Below are 14,034 nucleotides of genomic sequence, written 5' to 3' on the forward strand. Positions count from 1 at the left end.
TTACGAATCAATAGCTTTCTTTTTGAAAGTTCTCAGGACCGTTGAAATAATTATCATCAAAGTGAATAATAGAAGGAACTGCGTCAGCATAGGTCCCCACAGGCCCCATGCCGATTCGCCGTTCAGTGGAAAGGCAGCCGTAGGATACTCGCTTTTGACTTTGTCTAACCAAAGAAAACTAGGCTCAGAATCCATCAAAAGCAGCTGAAGCGGTTTCCAAAGCAGAACGGTTAATGCCAAAGCAAGTACAGCATGCAGAGCACGTGACTGGAAGAAGAATAAATAACGAGCATCTGTTTTTTGATGAAAGCCAGCTACTTGCGCGTGAGCAGACAAGCCTCCCCAGCCAAGAAAAGCGCTTAGGAGCGCCATTTGCGGAAGTAAGGAAAGGCCTTGTGCTTGGCTAAAAGCATAGGCACCCAGATGAATTTCCAGAATCCCCTTAAGCCATTGAGGTGTGGTATCGGTGTGTACATTCATAAAACTCAGTAAATAGTGTGTGATGGGTCGAAATAAGTCCGTAAGATGAGTTATGTTAACTACATTAATTAGTACAGAAAAGATCATCATATAACCACCAATTAGCATTAAGGTTTGCACGGAAGAGGCTACCGCATCCCCGAGCAGCTTACCGAAGGGACGTCCATCGTGTAGGTAAGCTTGGCGCATCGTTGATACGGAGAGTTTCCAAACGGAACCGGATGCTTGATTAGTAGGCCGCAAAGTGGCTATTTGGAGTTCATGGGAGTCAGCTAAAGGCTGCTTTGTTTTTTTGGGATTTCGCATCAAAAATCCAGTGAAAATAGCCGAGGCATAATGGACTACTGCAAGTATGAAGCCCAGCTTAGCGCTGTGCAGAAAGCCGACGCCTACGACCATAATTAGGAATAAGGGGCTGCACAAATGGGACAGTGCCGTTAATCGTTCTGTTTCTGTTTGGGAGATGAGGTTTTTTTCCCTCAGGGTAGCTGTAATTTTGGCTCCAGTAGGAAATCCTACTATAAGTCCTGATGCTAGCGCCCACCCACTTACGCCGGGAAGACGGAATACAATCCTCATCAGCGGCTCTAAAAGAATGCCTATCCCTTGAATAATACCAAAGCCGATTAACAGCTCGGTCATAATGAGAAAAGGCATCAATGCTGGAAATACAAGTTTCCACCAAATTGTAAGTCCTTCGAGCGAAGACTGAAATGCCTTGTCCGGGAATAAAATGATAGAAACGACTACAAGGGCAGCCAAAGACCCTAGTACCAGCGTTGTGATTTTGGAGTTGGAACTTGCATTCTTAGGCTGCATAATATCACCTCGTCCTTTAAACATGCTTCAATTGTACGCTAGAGAATGCGGGTTTAGACCAAGCTTTCGCTTGGAGGCAAAGCAAGAGACACCACTTGTATAAGGCATCAGGAAGGGGAACCTGCATGGAGAACGAAGAAGAGAGTACGATTCGTACATGGTCGAATGATTCGTATCGACATCCGAAAAGATCGTCGACTAGGCGCTATTTAATATCCGCGATTGTCGGAGTTGTCATTGTTTATTTATTGTTTTTTGTAAGACTTCCTTTTTTTATATTTATGCCAGGGACAGCGGAAGAAATTAAACCTATGGTGACGATCCCCAGAGGCTCTGATGCCGAAAAGGGGACGCTAATGCTAACCACGGTACGAGTTGCCGATGCCAACATGGTCAATTATTTAATCGGTCTCGTAAATCCTTATGAAGAGATTCAGCCGAAAACGAGCGTTTTGCGTAAAGGTGAGTCGGAACAGGAGTATTCACAGCGCCAAGAGTATGTTATGTTGACATCCCAAGCGAGTGCTATCCAAGCGGCTTACAAGCAAGCGAAAATTCCCTTTCATATCAATCATGAAGGGGTTATGGTACTCCAGACGCTGCCTGGCCTATCGGGAGAAAAGGTTCTCAAACCTGGAGATGTGCTTTTAAAAGCTGGTGATAAAGAAGTGAAGGTCGCCCAAGATTTACTGGACTCACTTAAAGGTAAAAAAGCTGGAGAAACAATTGTTATTACGTATTCGAGGAAAAAAGTCGAACAGCAAGCTACGCTGACGCTTGGTGCGCTTCCTAAGCAAGAAGGGGAGCAGGGCGAGCCGCGGGCAGGAATCGGTGTTGTACCGGCGGATATGCAGGCTGTAAAAGCAGACCAAGAGGATCAACAAGTATCCATTAAGGCTGGTGAGATTGGCGGTCCCTCAGCGGGATTGATGTTCTCCTTAGAGATTTACAATCAACTCGTGGCAGATGATATTACCAAAGGTTATCGCATTGCTGGGACAGGGACAATTGAAAGCGACGGCACTGTAGGTCCAATTGGCGGTATACAGCATAAGATCATTGCCGCGGATCGGGAAAAGGCCGATTATTTCTTTGCACCCAAAGATGTGATTTACAAAGATGGTACCAAAATAGAGAATTACACAGCAGCCGTCGAGAGAGCCAATCAGATTAAGACTAAGATGAAAATTGTCGAAATCGGCACCATGGAAGATGCGCTCAAATTTCTAGCAGCATTGCCTCCGAAATAAGCTGGATCTAGTAAAAATAATATAATTTAAATTGACAAAAGGCATACAAACTGGATATAATAATCTTTGTTTGTTTGGGGTGATAAAAACATGCAAATTCGTTTTAGAGAGCTATCTCTTAATGGGCAGGTTCATATGACCGAAGAATTGACCTTGACTGATCCTTTTGAAGGACGTCAAGATATCCTTGGTCATGGTCCCGTACACGTCGATCTTCAAGCTGTTTATGAAGATGGAGTAGCAAAAGTTAACGGTACGTTAACGCTAGACTTGGAGTTAAGCTGTTCACGATGCTTATCGCACACTAACCAAACAATCGAACTTCCTTTTGAGGAAGTCTTCATGCAAAAACCAGAAGAAGAAGATCCGGATCTAGACGAGGATATTCATTTAGTGGTTGGAGATAAAGTCGATTTGGAGCCTTACGTTGTAGAAAATGTAGTGGTCGGTTTACCGTACATACCACTTTGTGACGAAGCGTGCAAAGGTCTCTGTCCCGTGTGCGGAGAGAATCGCAATCAACGTGATTGCGGCTGTAAGCAGGAGAAAATTGATCCTAGGCTTGCAGGTCTCGCGGACTTTTTTAACAAAGAATAAGGCATCGTTGAAATTCGTATAAGGAGGTGTTTTGAATATGGCAGTACCTCAAAGAAGAACGTCCAAAACTCGTCGCGACAAGCGCCGTACTCACTTTAAATTGGAAGTTCCAGGCATGGTGAAATGTGAACAATGTGGAGAACTGAAGCTAGCACACCGTGTGTGCAAGTCTTGCGGAACTTACAAAGGTAGAGAGATCGTAAAAGCATAAGATTGGACATAGTACTTCATCCTAGTGTGAGGTGCTATTTTTTTTGCTTTCTTTTTGGCTATAAATTTAATATACTACAGTTTAGTATCTGGTAATAAGATGAGATCTCACGAGATAAGGTGGTGCTCGCCATCGAACGCCTTCCTAAACGACAAAGGCAGCAGCAATTGCTTCAAGCCATTGAAGCTAATCCTTTTATGACAGACGAGGAACTGATGCGAACGTTTCAGGTCAGTATCCAAACCGTCCGCTTGGATCGGTTGGAACTCGGCATTCCTGAGCTGCGGGAACGAATGAAGCATATGGCGGTCAAAACGTACGATCATGTGCGCTCACTGCCAATTGATGAAATTATTGGAGAAGTGATTGATTTACAGCTGGATCAAAGCGGTATCTCGATTTTTGAAATTAAAGAAGATCATGTTTTCTCAAGAACCAAAATTGCAAGAGGACATCATATTTTCTCGCAAGCGAACTCCCTGGCGGTTGCCGTCATCGACGATCCCATAGCTTTAACAGCTTCTGCAGACATTCGTTTTATTCGTTCTGTAAAGCTCGGAGAGAAATGTATCGCCAAAGCCTATGTGCGTTCCGTTTCCAAAGGGAAAGCAAGAGTCGAGGTGTTTTCATATGTTGGCGATGAAACGGTTTTTCGAGGCAACTTTGTGATCTTTCATTCGAAGAAAGAGCAACATCTAGATAGGGAGGACAAGCTGCATGCGAATCGCGATTGATGCAATGGGTGGCGACAATGCCCCTAAAATCGTAGTGGAAGGTGCACTCGCAGCGGCCAAAGAATGGAAGGATGTTCATATCATTCTGGTCGGTAACAGCGCCGCGATTGAAGCGCACCTCACAGAAAGGCCAGCGAACTTAACTATCCATCATACGGAAGAAGTCATTGAAGCAGAGGATGAGCCCGTTAAGGCCGTTCGCCGCAAAAAAGACGCTTCCATGGTGGTAGCAGGAAGGTTGGTGCGTGAGAAGAAAGCGGAAGCCATGATTTCCGCAGGAAATACAGGTGCTTTGATGACGACTGGATTGCTAGTCGTAGGAAGAATTCCAGGGATTGAACGTCCTGCACTGGCGCCTATGATTCCAACTATGGATGGAAACGGTGTTCTTGCACTCGATCTGGGAGCTAATATGGATGCAACAGCCGAACAACTGATCCAATACGCCATTATGGGCAGTATTTACCGCTCCAAAGTACATGGTATCGCCAAGCCTCGTGTAGGCCTGCTGAATGTGGGTACAGAAGCGACCAAAGGGAATGAATTAACGAAAGCGGCATATCCTTTAATGGAACAAGCCCCTATTCATTTTGTGGGTAATGTCGAATCCTCACAAGTGCTTCGTGCCAAATGCGATGTCATCGTGTGCGATGGATTCGCGGGAAATATCATGCTGAAATCATTAGAAGGCGCTGCGTCTACCATTTTCTCAGCAATTAAACAAGAGTTCACCAAAACCTTTTTCACTAAACTTGCAGCGGCTGTCTTGAAACCAGGACTTACACAATTCCGCAAAAAGTTGGATTATAACGAACATGGGGCAGCCCCGTTTTTGGGGATTGATGGATTAGTCCTAAAAAGCCATGGCTCCTCCGATGCAAATGCCATCAAGAATGCAGTGCGTCAAGCGAGAGTTGCCTTACAAAATGATTTGGTTGGCACGATATCTGCCGAAATTAGCCACGGGAAGAGAGATATAACAACATGAACTTAATACCAGTTGGGGTACTCGGAACGGGTAAATATGTACCAGAACGAATTTTAACAAATCAAGAATTGGAAACCATGGTCGAAACGAATGATGAGTGGATCGTGACTAGAACGGGGATTCGTGAGAGAAGAATAGCTGCCGAAGGACAAGCTACTTCTGATCTTTGTTATGAAGCTGCACTGATTGCTCTAACTAATGCAGGGATTACGGCGGACCAACTTGATTTAATTATAGTAGCAACGATTACACCTGATATGGCATTCCCTTCAACGGCATGTATTCTCCAAGAGAAGCTGGGAGCCAAAAAAGCAGCAGCTTTTGACTTGTCGGCAGCTTGTTCAGGCTTTGTATATGGACTAGCTAATGCCTCTAACTTCATTGCGACAGGTACATATAAACATGCACTTATCATTGGCGCTGATTGTTTATCCAAAATTACTGACTATACAGACCGAAACACATGCATTCTTTTTGGCGATGGCGCTGGAGCCGTTGTTATTGGGGAAGTGCCTGAACATAGAGGTTTCAAATCGTTTGAGTTGGGCGCTGATGGCACAGGAGGTCCGCTCCTGAAAATTGAAGGTGGCGGGTCACGCAATCCTTCCTCTCAAGCATCCATTGACCAACGTTTGCACTACATCTACATGGCCGGAGCTGAAGTTTTCAAATTTGCCGTCCGGATCATGGGCAATGCCGCTGATGAAGCGCTGCGCAAAGCAGGCTGGGAAAAAACAGATATCGATCTGCTCGTACCGCACCAAGCGAATATGAGAATCATTCAAGCTTCTCTAAATCGTCTAGAACTGACTGACGACAAATGCATGATCAACCTAGACAAGTACGGCAACATGTCCGCGGCCTCTATCCCGGTAGCTCTCGCTGAAGCGGTTGAGCAGGGCAGATTGAATGAAGGCGACCGTCTCGTGCTAGTCGGCTTCGGCGGCGGCCTAACATGGGGCGCAGCTGCCTTGGTTTGGTAGTCTTTTACTATCTTTATTATCCCTAAGGCTCAGTAAACAAATTGAGTGGGCGCTGTTGAAGTAAAGAACTGAAGTACTGAGCCAAGGGGATAGTGTCAATAAGGGCGGTAGAAAAATAGTCGCCTGACAAACAAATGGAATTTTAAGTAAAAACATATAATTAATTACTGAAAATTATCGCGGAAGGGGATCCTTTTCTCGTATGGGTAAAATAGCATTTGTATTTCCTGGTCAAGGCTCGCAGTCCGTGGGTATGGGTCAAGATTTATACACGGATCATCCTGCTGCTAGAGCATATTTTGAGCGCGCTGACGAAGCGCTAGGCTTTTCGTTATCTGATCTAATCTTCCAGGGTCCAGAGGACCAATTGAAGATCACGTATCACACGCAGCCTGCGCTGCTGACAACAAGCATCGCTTGTCTGGAAGCGTTCAAGGCTGCTGGCATTAAGCCAGACTATGTCGCTGGACATAGTCTCGGTGAATACAGCGCGCTGGTCGCAGCGGGCGTGCTCGCGTTCGAAGACGCAGTCCGCACCGTGCGGGCCCGCGGCGAGTTCATGGAACAGGCCGTCCCTGGCGGCCTGGGTGCCATGGCAGCCGTGCTGGGAGCCGAGCGCGAAGCGCTTGCGGAGCTATGCGCGGCTATCTCAAGCGGCGGCTCCGTCGTGGAGCTCGCCAATGTGAACTGCCCGGGACAGATCGTCGTCTCGGGCAGTAAAGAGGGCGTTGCAGCGGTTGTTGAACGCTGCAAAGAAGCCGGAGCGAAGCGTGCAATACCGCTCGAGGTGAGCGGGCCTTTTCACTCTTCACTCATGAAACCAGCCTCGCAGCGCCTCGCAGAGGTGCTTGCGTCGATCGAGATGAGTGATGCAGCCGTGCCCGTTGTGGCCAACGTAACGGCTCGTCCTGTCACGCAGCCTGGCGATATTCGCGGGCTGCTCGTAGAGCAAGTGTACTCTCCTGTATTATGGGAGGACACCATTGTTTATCTGATCGGCCAAGGCGTCGATACGTTTATTGAGCTTGGCTCGGGAACGGTTCTCGCAGGTCTGATCAAAAAGGTAGACAAAACGGTGAAAACCGTGTCAATCGGTAGTCTAGAAGCTTTGGAGAAGTACATGCAGGAGGTACACAATCATGTTAACGGGTAAGGTGGCACTGGTAACTGGGGCATCCCGAGGTATTGGCCGAGCGATTGCTTTGCATTTGGCCGAACATGGCGCTGATGTTGTTGTGAACTATGCAGGAAGTGAAGCCGCTGCTGGAGAAGTTGTAGCACAGATTGAAGCGATGGGACGTAAAGCTATTAAGCTGCGTGCTGACGTAAGCAGTTTTCAAGAAGCTGATGATTTAGTGAAGCAAACACTAGAAAGTTTTGGTAAAATTGATATTCTTGTGAATAATGCTGGCATAACAAGAGACAATTTAATCATGCGGATGAAGGAAGAAGAGTTCGATCAAGTCATCGCTACGAATCTCAAGGGTGTGTTCAACTGTGTAAAAGCCGTTACTCGCCCGATGATGAAACAGCGTTTCGGTCGAATTATTAATATATCTTCTGTAGTGGGTGTGCTCGGTAACCCGGGTCAGGCCAACTATGTAGCAGCAAAAGCAGGCGTTATTGGCTTAACCAAAGCGACTGCGAGAGAACTATCTTCTCGAGGCATTACAGTGAATGCTGTAGCGCCAGGTTTCATTGAAACCGATATGACGGACAAGTTGTCATCCGAGATGCGAGAGCAAATGCTGAAGCAAATTCCACTGGAGCGCCTTGGCCAACCTGAGGAAATTGCAAAGGTTGTTCGCTTCCTAGCATCAGACGATGCGTCCTACATGACAGGCCAAACACTCCATGTGGATGGCGGCATGTACATGTAAGTTTTACCAGAAAGAGAATCTCAAAATTGACTACTGGCAATCTGTCAGAGATTCTCGTATAATACCAAAGAGGAGGTGAACCGGATGTCCGACGTATTGGATCGTGTTAAACGAATTGTTGTCGATCGTCTAGGGGTTGATGAAGCTGAAGTCACCCTCGAAGCATCTTTCAAAGAAGATCTAGGTGCTGATTCTCTCGATGTAGTTGAATTAGTAATGGAATTAGAAGATGAGTTCGATTTAGAAATTTCAGATGAAGATGCTGAGAAGATTACGACTGTAGGAGAAGTTACGAATTACATAAAATCTCATACGTAATAGTCTACCGAGTCCCGTTTCTAATCAAGACGGGACTTTCTCTCCATTTTCAAACAATAAAAAATGATGCTTTACTACATAGAAGGTGGTACAAATGAACAGAGTTGTAATTACAGGTATGGGCGTAGTTACTGCCCTTGGTCAAGATTTAGAAACGTTTTGGGGCAATCTGACTTCCGGTCAATCCGGAATCAGTTTGATCGAGAATTTTGATGTAAGCGAGTATCCGACTCGTATTGCTGCTGAGGTTAAAGATTTTAATATTGAGAATTATGTAGATCGTAAGGATTCACGTCGGATGGACCGTTTCGTTCAATTCGCTGTAGCTGGTGCGATTAATGCGTTAAAAGACGCGAACTTGAATGTGAAGGAAGATACGGATCCTGAACGCGTGGGTGTATCGGTTGGATCAGGAATTGGCGGTTTGAACACATGGGAAGAACAGCATAGAATTCTTTTGGAGAAGGGTCCAAAACGTGTATCTCCCTTCTTTATTCCGATGATGATTGCGAATATGGCGTCTGGTCAAGTTTCAATGATTACAGGGGCAAAAGGACCGAACTCCACGGCTGTTACGGCCTGTGCGACAGGTACACACTCCATTGGTGATTCGTTCAAAATGATTCAACGTGGTGATGCTGACGTAATGATCTGCGGTGGTGCTGAAGCAACGATTACACCAATTGGTGTAGCTGGCTTCTGTGCATTGCGTGCCATGTCAACTCGTAATGAAGAGCCTCACTTGGCTAGCCGCCCGTTTGATACAGACCGCGATGGTTTTGTCATGGGCGAAGGAGCAGGCGTGATGATTTTGGAATCGCTTGAACATGCGCAGAAGCGTGGGGCACGCATCTATGCCGAAGTGATTGGCTATGGGATGAGCGGTGATGCTTATCACATGACAGATCCAGATCCGGACGGGGCAGCACGTTGTATGGTCAAAGCAATTAAAGATGCGGGCATTAGCCCAGAGTCGATTTCTTACATTAATGCTCATGGAACTTCTACGTCAGTAGGAGATAGATCGGAAACTACGGCTATTAAGAAAGCTTTAGGCGAACATGCCTACAAAGTAGCTGTTAGCTCGACGAAATCAATGACGGGCCATTTACTTGGCGCTGCAGGCGGTGTAGAAGCTGTTATCTGTGGTTTAACCATTTCTAATAGTTTGATTGCACCAACAATCAATTTGGTCAACCAGGACCCTGGGTGTGATTTGGATTATGTGCCAAACACAGCTCGTGAAGCAAAGGTAGACATTGCGATGTCGAACTCGTTTGGCTTTGGTGGACATAATGCAACGATTATCTTGAAAAGGTTTGAAGCATAATTTGCCTTCCTACGAAGAAAGATAACGGAATATCATTCTCTCTGGGTGGTGAATAAAGGCAATGAACCGTGATATTAAAGAACTGCAGCAGCGAATAGGGATTACATTTCGGAAAAAAGAGCTGCTTCAGCAAGCTTTTACCCATTCTTCTTATGTCAATGAACATCGTATTGCTGGGCATAAAGATAACGAGCGTCTGGAGTTTCTAGGGGATGCTGTCCTTGAACTAACGGTTTCGGAATTTTTATATGATTCTTATCCAGGGCGTTCAGAAGGTGAATTGACGAAGCTCAGAGCGTCTATCGTTTGTGAGCCGTCACTCGTTACGTTCGCTGAAGATTTGGATTTCGGTGCTTTTGTATTACTCGGTAAAGGGGAAGAGTTAACTGGAGGGCGGTCACGCCCGGCGCTCCTTGCCGACGTTTTCGAGTCCTTTGTTGGAGCTTTATATCTTGATCAAGGCTTGGATATCGTAAAAGGTTTTCTCAAAAAGCACGTTTTCGCAAAAATCTCTAGTGAAGGTAAGCTGCTAATTATTGATTACAAGACTCTACTGCAGGAGCATACCCAACATCACAATATGGGTTCATTGGAATACCGCATTGTGAATGAACGTGGGCCAGCTCATGAACGTGAGTTTGTAGCTGAAGTGCACATGGATGCCGACATTCTGGGAACCGGAGCAGGACGTTCCAAGAAAGAAGCGGAACAGCAGGCTGCTGCTGGGGCTTTGTCGAAATTGAATGTGACCGTTCAGCGGTAATGCATATGGCTTAAAGGGGCGGCTGCGGCCGCCTTTTTGTTTTTTTCTCTTATTTTTATAAGGGATATGTTACAATAATTTTTGAGGTGAGACCATGTTTTTGAAACGGATTGAATTATCCGGGTTTAAGTCTTTCGCAGACCGTACGGAACTGGAATTTGTACGCGGTATTACCGCGGTTGTAGGCCCTAACGGCAGTGGAAAAAGCAATATTTCAGACGGTATCCGCTGGGTATTAGGTGAGCAAAGTGCAAAGTCCTTACGTGGCGGTAAAATGGAAGATGTTATTTTTGCAGGCAGTGATGCGCGCCGAGCTGTCAATTATGGGGAAGTCTCTTTGACGCTTGATAATACGTCGCAATCGCTTCCACTTGATTTCAATGAAGTGACGGTTACTCGCAGAGTGCATCGCAGTGGGGAAAGTGAGTATTTAATTAATAAGCAGCCCTGCCGCTTGAAAGATATAACGGAATTGTTCATGGATACGGGGATAGGGAAAGAAGCTTATTCGATTATTGGACAAGGTCGTATTGAAGAAATTTTAAGTACGAAATCCGAAGATCGTCGAGGGATCTTTGAAGAGGCTTCGGGGATTGTTAAATATAAATCGCGTAAACGTGAAGCTGAGAAGAAATTGAGTGATACCGAGCAAAATTTGCTGCGGATTCACGACTTGGTTTCTGAGCTTGAGGATCAAATTGAACCGCTTCGCGAGCAGTCAGAGAAGGCGATTCGTTATAAAGAGCTTCGGGAGACGCTCAAAAGCAGTGAGATTGCGATGTATGTACATCAGATTGATCAGATTTATATTTCATGGAACGATTCGAAGCAGCTGCTAGAGAAGCTAGTCAAGGAACAAACAGAGCTTTCGACGATTGTGAATCAGCATGATGCTCATTTGGAGAAGCATCGATGGGAAACTCGCAGGCTAGAGGAGGAGCTGGAAAAGCTTCAAGAAAGTTTACTCCAGCTGAGCGAAGATTTCGAGAAGTGCGAAGGGCATGGCGAAGTGCTCAAAGAGCGTAATAAGAATTACGTGGCTAATCATCAGCAACTAAGCACTACAATCGCTATGCAAGAGCAGCGTAAAATAGATAAAGAAGATGAGCTCAGCCAGCAGCGGGAGAAAATCATCCAAATTGGCGCCCAGCTATTTGAGTTTCAAGCGAAGCTGACCGCGGAAGAACAGCGGTTACTTGGGGTTAATGGTGGTATTAGCTCTTCGCCTGAAGATCAATTGAAGGGCGAATTGCTGGAAACGCTGAACCGAATGGCTCAGGCAAGGAACGAGATTCGTTACGCTGAGCAGCAAACGGAAAGTATCGGTCGTCGTTTGGAAAGGCTTGATGAAGAACGTCAGAAATGGGCGGAACAGCGCGAGAAGATTTCGATCCGTAAGCAAGAGTTGACGGCTAAATTAGAACAAACGGTTAGTGAAATTGAGAATGAAAGACAAAGGTATGTACAGTTAACCCAAAGCTTGAAAAGCAAGCAAGGGTTGCTCGATGAAGCACAAGGCATGGTCCGCAAATGGGAGCAGAAGCTGGATGCGTTGACCTCCCGCCGCGACACGATGAAAGAGATGGCCAACGATTACGATGGCTTCATGCAAGGTGTTAAAGAAGTTCTTAAAGCGAAGAGTCGTAAGGATTTGCGTGGTATTCGCGGGGCCGTAGCCGAGCTTGTTAAGGTGCCTGCAGACGTTGAGATTGCGATTGAGACGGCGCTCGGCGGCGCCTTGCAAAATATCGTTGTCGAGACCGAAGCGGATGGCCGTGAAGCCATTGCCTTCTTGAAGCGACGTCAAATGGGACGAGCTACGTTCCTGCCTATGAATGTTATTCGCGGACGCTCGATTTCCGATAGTGAGCTTAGTTCTTTGAAATCTTCCAAAGGTTTTGTCGGCCTTGCGGTTGATCTTGTTTCATTTGAGTCCACTTACCAGAACATCTTCTCAAGCCTGCTTGGGAATGTTGTAGTGGCGCAGAGTCTAGAAGATGCGAATCATATTGCTGCTAAAGCACAGTATCGCTATCGGGTTGTGACGCTGGAAGGTGACGTTGTGAACCCTGGTGGTTCGATGACAGGCGGAAGCTTGCAGAAGAAATCGACGAATCTGCTTGGACGTCAACGTCAAATTGAGGAGCTAGATCAGGAGATTAAAACTTCTGAGCAGCAGCTCAGCGGTTTGCGCAGCCAATCCAGCGTGATGAAGCGCGAGATCACGGATGATATGATGACGATCGAACAGCTGCGTCAGCAGGGTGAGCAGAAACGTATCACCGAGCAGCAAATTAGGGCAGAATTGAATCCACTTGAGTCCGAAAGCCGTACGGTTGAAGAACAGCTAACGCTGGATAGTCAAGATCGAGGTTCGCTGCTTGAAGAGAAGGCCGATCTTGGACGGAAAAAAGTCGAGTCCGAAGCAGCGCTGGCTGAACTACAGGAAGAAGAAGCTTCTTTACAGAAAGCGATTCGCGATGCCGAGCACTCCCGTAAAGCGAGTGAGTCGGAGAAGGAAGAACTACAAAGCCAGTTGACGGATTTGAAAGTCAAGGTGGCTTCCATTTCACAAGAGAAACAGTCACTCCAAGATCAACAGCGTCGACTTCAGCAGGATCTCGGCGAAGCTGAGCGGGAAATGGAAATGAACCGCGGTCTGCTTGAGCAGTTGGTGCAAGATATGGCAGCGCTTGATCAAGAGACTGTACTTCAAGTTGAATTACTTAATGATCTCAAAATCAAGAAGCAGCAATGCTCAGAAAACATTGATTTCAAACGTGCTGAGCGAACGGATTGGTTACATAAGCTCGAGCAAGAAGAGAATGAAACCCGGACGCAACGAATTCAGTTGAAACAGGTTGAAGAGAGTCTGCATCAAACTGAGGTTCGTGTGACTCGATTGGATGTTGAGCTAGAAAACCTGCTGAAGAAGCTAGGGGAAGAATATGAGCTTAGCTATGAGTTAGCAAAAGAGCGCTATCCAGTTCCTGAGGATATCCAAGGTACACAGGGCAAAGTGCGTGAACTTAAACGCGAAATCGCTTCGCTTGGTGATGTGAACCTCGGTGCTATTGAAGAATATGCGCGGGTCTCTGAGCGCTATGAATTCTTAGACTCCCAGAAAAATGACTTGATCGAAGCAAAAACAACGCTTTATCAGGTCATCCGTGAAATGGATCAAGAAATGTCCAAACGATTTAAGACCACCTTTGATGCGATTCGCTCGCACTTTGGCGTCGTATTTGCTAAATTGTTTGGCGGTGGCCGTGCGGATTTGATTCTATCTGAGCCGGAGAATATGCTGGATACAGGTATTGAGATCGTTGCACAACCGCCTGGCAAAAAGCTGCAAAATCTTCAGCTTCTTTCCGGTGGAGAGCGCGCTCTCACAGCGATTGCGCTGCTATTCTCGATTATCCGCGTAAAACCGGTTCCATTCTGCGTACTAGATGAGGTAGAAGCTGCTTTGGACGAAGCGAACGTATCTCGTTTTGCCGAATACTTGCGTGAGTTCTCTGAAATGACGCAATTTATCGTAGTTACGCACCGTAAGGGGACGATGGAGGAAGCGGATGTGCTGTATGGGGTAACGATGCAAGAGGGCGGTGTTTCCAAGCTCGTTTCCGTTCGTTTAGAGGATGAAGAAGCCGCCATGTCTGCATCATAATTAGTTGAATG

General features: G+C 46.3%; 13 protein-coding genes. 12 read left to right on the plus strand and 1 reads right to left on the minus strand.

The features are described from left to right. Entirely contained in the window at positions 1-1,299 is a 1,299-nt protein-coding gene (locus tag GC098_RS34725; protein ID WP_171648785.1) for a nucleoside recognition domain-containing protein, read from the minus strand. Positions 1,300-1,424: 125 nt separating this feature from the next. Here GC098_RS34725 and GC098_RS34730 point away from each other — a divergent pair, with 125 nt between their 5' ends. The 12 genes from GC098_RS34730 (at position 1,425) to smc (ending at position 14,023) form a co-directional block, all read left to right on the plus strand. Then, positions 1,425-2,549, plus strand: a complete 1,125-nt coding sequence (locus tag GC098_RS34730) for a SepM family pheromone-processing serine protease (RefSeq protein ID WP_171648787.1) — start codon at positions 1,425-1,427, stop codon at positions 2,547-2,549. Between the two features lie 90 nt (positions 2,550-2,639). After that, entirely contained in the window at positions 2,640-3,146 is a 507-nt protein-coding gene (locus GC098_RS34735) for a YceD family protein (protein ID WP_171648789.1), read from the plus strand. Between the two features lie 37 nt (positions 3,147-3,183). Beyond that, the gene (gene rpmF / locus GC098_RS34740; RefSeq protein ID WP_029195321.1) at positions 3,184-3,357 is read left to right on the plus strand and encodes a 50S ribosomal protein L32; all 174 of its coding nucleotides are present in this window, start codon (positions 3,184-3,186) and stop codon (positions 3,355-3,357) included. Positions 3,358-3,476: 119 nt separating this feature from the next. Then, entirely contained in the window at positions 3,477-4,091 is a 615-nt protein-coding gene (gene fapR / locus GC098_RS34745; RefSeq protein ID WP_047672754.1) for a transcription factor FapR, read from the plus strand. Next, the gene (gene plsX, locus GC098_RS34750; RefSeq protein WP_171648791.1) at positions 4,075-5,079 is read left to right on the plus strand and encodes a phosphate acyltransferase PlsX; all 1,005 of its coding nucleotides are present in this window, start codon (positions 4,075-4,077) and stop codon (positions 5,077-5,079) included. The genes fapR and plsX overlap by 17 nt, the downstream gene beginning before the upstream one ends. Further along, positions 5,076-6,062: a beta-ketoacyl-ACP synthase III gene (locus tag GC098_RS34755; RefSeq protein WP_216625518.1), complete on the plus strand. Its 987-nt coding sequence runs from the start codon at positions 5,076-5,078 to the stop codon at positions 6,060-6,062. Before plsX ends, GC098_RS34755 begins: the two co-directional genes overlap by 4 nt. Positions 6,063-6,264: 202 nt before the next feature. Continuing rightward, the gene (gene fabD, locus GC098_RS34760) at positions 6,265-7,215 is read left to right on the plus strand and encodes an ACP S-malonyltransferase (protein ID WP_171648793.1); all 951 of its coding nucleotides are present in this window, start codon (positions 6,265-6,267) and stop codon (positions 7,213-7,215) included. Further along, positions 7,202-7,942 (plus strand): 3-oxoacyl-[acyl-carrier-protein] reductase, encoded by a 741-nt coding sequence (gene fabG, locus GC098_RS34765; protein WP_029195326.1) that lies wholly within the window; start codon positions 7,202-7,204, stop codon positions 7,940-7,942. Before fabD ends, fabG begins: the two co-directional genes overlap by 14 nt. 84 nt (positions 7,943-8,026) lie before the next feature. After that, a complete protein-coding gene (gene acpP / locus GC098_RS34770) occupies positions 8,027-8,260 on the plus strand; it encodes an acyl carrier protein (protein WP_028558238.1) in 234 nt (77 codons plus the stop codon). Between the two features lie 94 nt (positions 8,261-8,354). Continuing rightward, complete coding sequence (gene fabF, locus GC098_RS34775) at positions 8,355-9,590, plus strand: beta-ketoacyl-ACP synthase II (protein WP_171648795.1); 1,236 nt, start codon at positions 8,355-8,357, stop codon at positions 9,588-9,590. A gap of 61 nt (positions 9,591-9,651) precedes the next feature. Then, complete coding sequence (gene rnc, locus GC098_RS34780; RefSeq protein WP_171648797.1) at positions 9,652-10,353, plus strand: ribonuclease III; 702 nt, start codon at positions 9,652-9,654, stop codon at positions 10,351-10,353. 94 nt (positions 10,354-10,447) lie between these two features. Continuing rightward, positions 10,448-14,023 carry a chromosome segregation protein SMC gene (gene smc / locus GC098_RS34785; RefSeq protein ID WP_171648799.1) on the plus strand — a complete coding sequence of 1,192 codons (3,576 nt, stop codon included), beginning with the start codon at positions 10,448-10,450 and terminating at the stop codon, positions 14,021-14,023. The last annotated feature ends 11 nt before the right edge of the window (positions 14,024-14,034 follow it).

This window comes from Paenibacillus phytorum (genome assembly GCF_013141715.1).
GTDB classification, from domain to species: Bacteria; Bacillota; Bacilli; order Paenibacillales; family NBRC-103111; genus Paenibacillus_E; species Paenibacillus_E phytorum.

Coding starts and splice junctions, on each gene's coding strand:
- GC098_RS34725 (WP_171648785.1), bottom strand. CDS start 1,299: ATGCAGCCTAAGAATGCAAGTTCCAACTCCAAAATCACAACGCTGGTA.
- GC098_RS34730 (WP_171648787.1), top strand. CDS start 1,425: ATGGAGAACGAAGAAGAGAGTACGATTCGTACATGGTCGAATGATTCG.
- GC098_RS34735 (WP_171648789.1), top strand. CDS start 2,640: ATGCAAATTCGTTTTAGAGAGCTATCTCTTAATGGGCAGGTTCATATG.
- rpmF (WP_029195321.1), top strand. CDS start 3,184: ATGGCAGTACCTCAAAGAAGAACGTCCAAAACTCGTCGCGACAAGCGC.
- plsX (WP_171648791.1), top strand. CDS start 4,075: ATGCGAATCGCGATTGATGCAATGGGTGGCGACAATGCCCCTAAAATC.
- GC098_RS34755 (WP_216625518.1), top strand. CDS start 5,076: ATGAACTTAATACCAGTTGGGGTACTCGGAACGGGTAAATATGTACCA.
- fabD (WP_171648793.1), top strand. CDS start 6,265: ATGGGTAAAATAGCATTTGTATTTCCTGGTCAAGGCTCGCAGTCCGTG.
- fabG (WP_029195326.1), top strand. CDS start 7,202: ATGTTAACGGGTAAGGTGGCACTGGTAACTGGGGCATCCCGAGGTATT.
- acpP (WP_028558238.1), top strand. CDS start 8,027: ATGTCCGACGTATTGGATCGTGTTAAACGAATTGTTGTCGATCGTCTA.
- fabF (WP_171648795.1), top strand. CDS start 8,355: ATGAACAGAGTTGTAATTACAGGTATGGGCGTAGTTACTGCCCTTGGT.
- rnc (WP_171648797.1), top strand. CDS start 9,652: ATGAACCGTGATATTAAAGAACTGCAGCAGCGAATAGGGATTACATTT.
- smc (WP_171648799.1), top strand. CDS start 10,448: ATGTTTTTGAAACGGATTGAATTATCCGGGTTTAAGTCTTTCGCAGAC.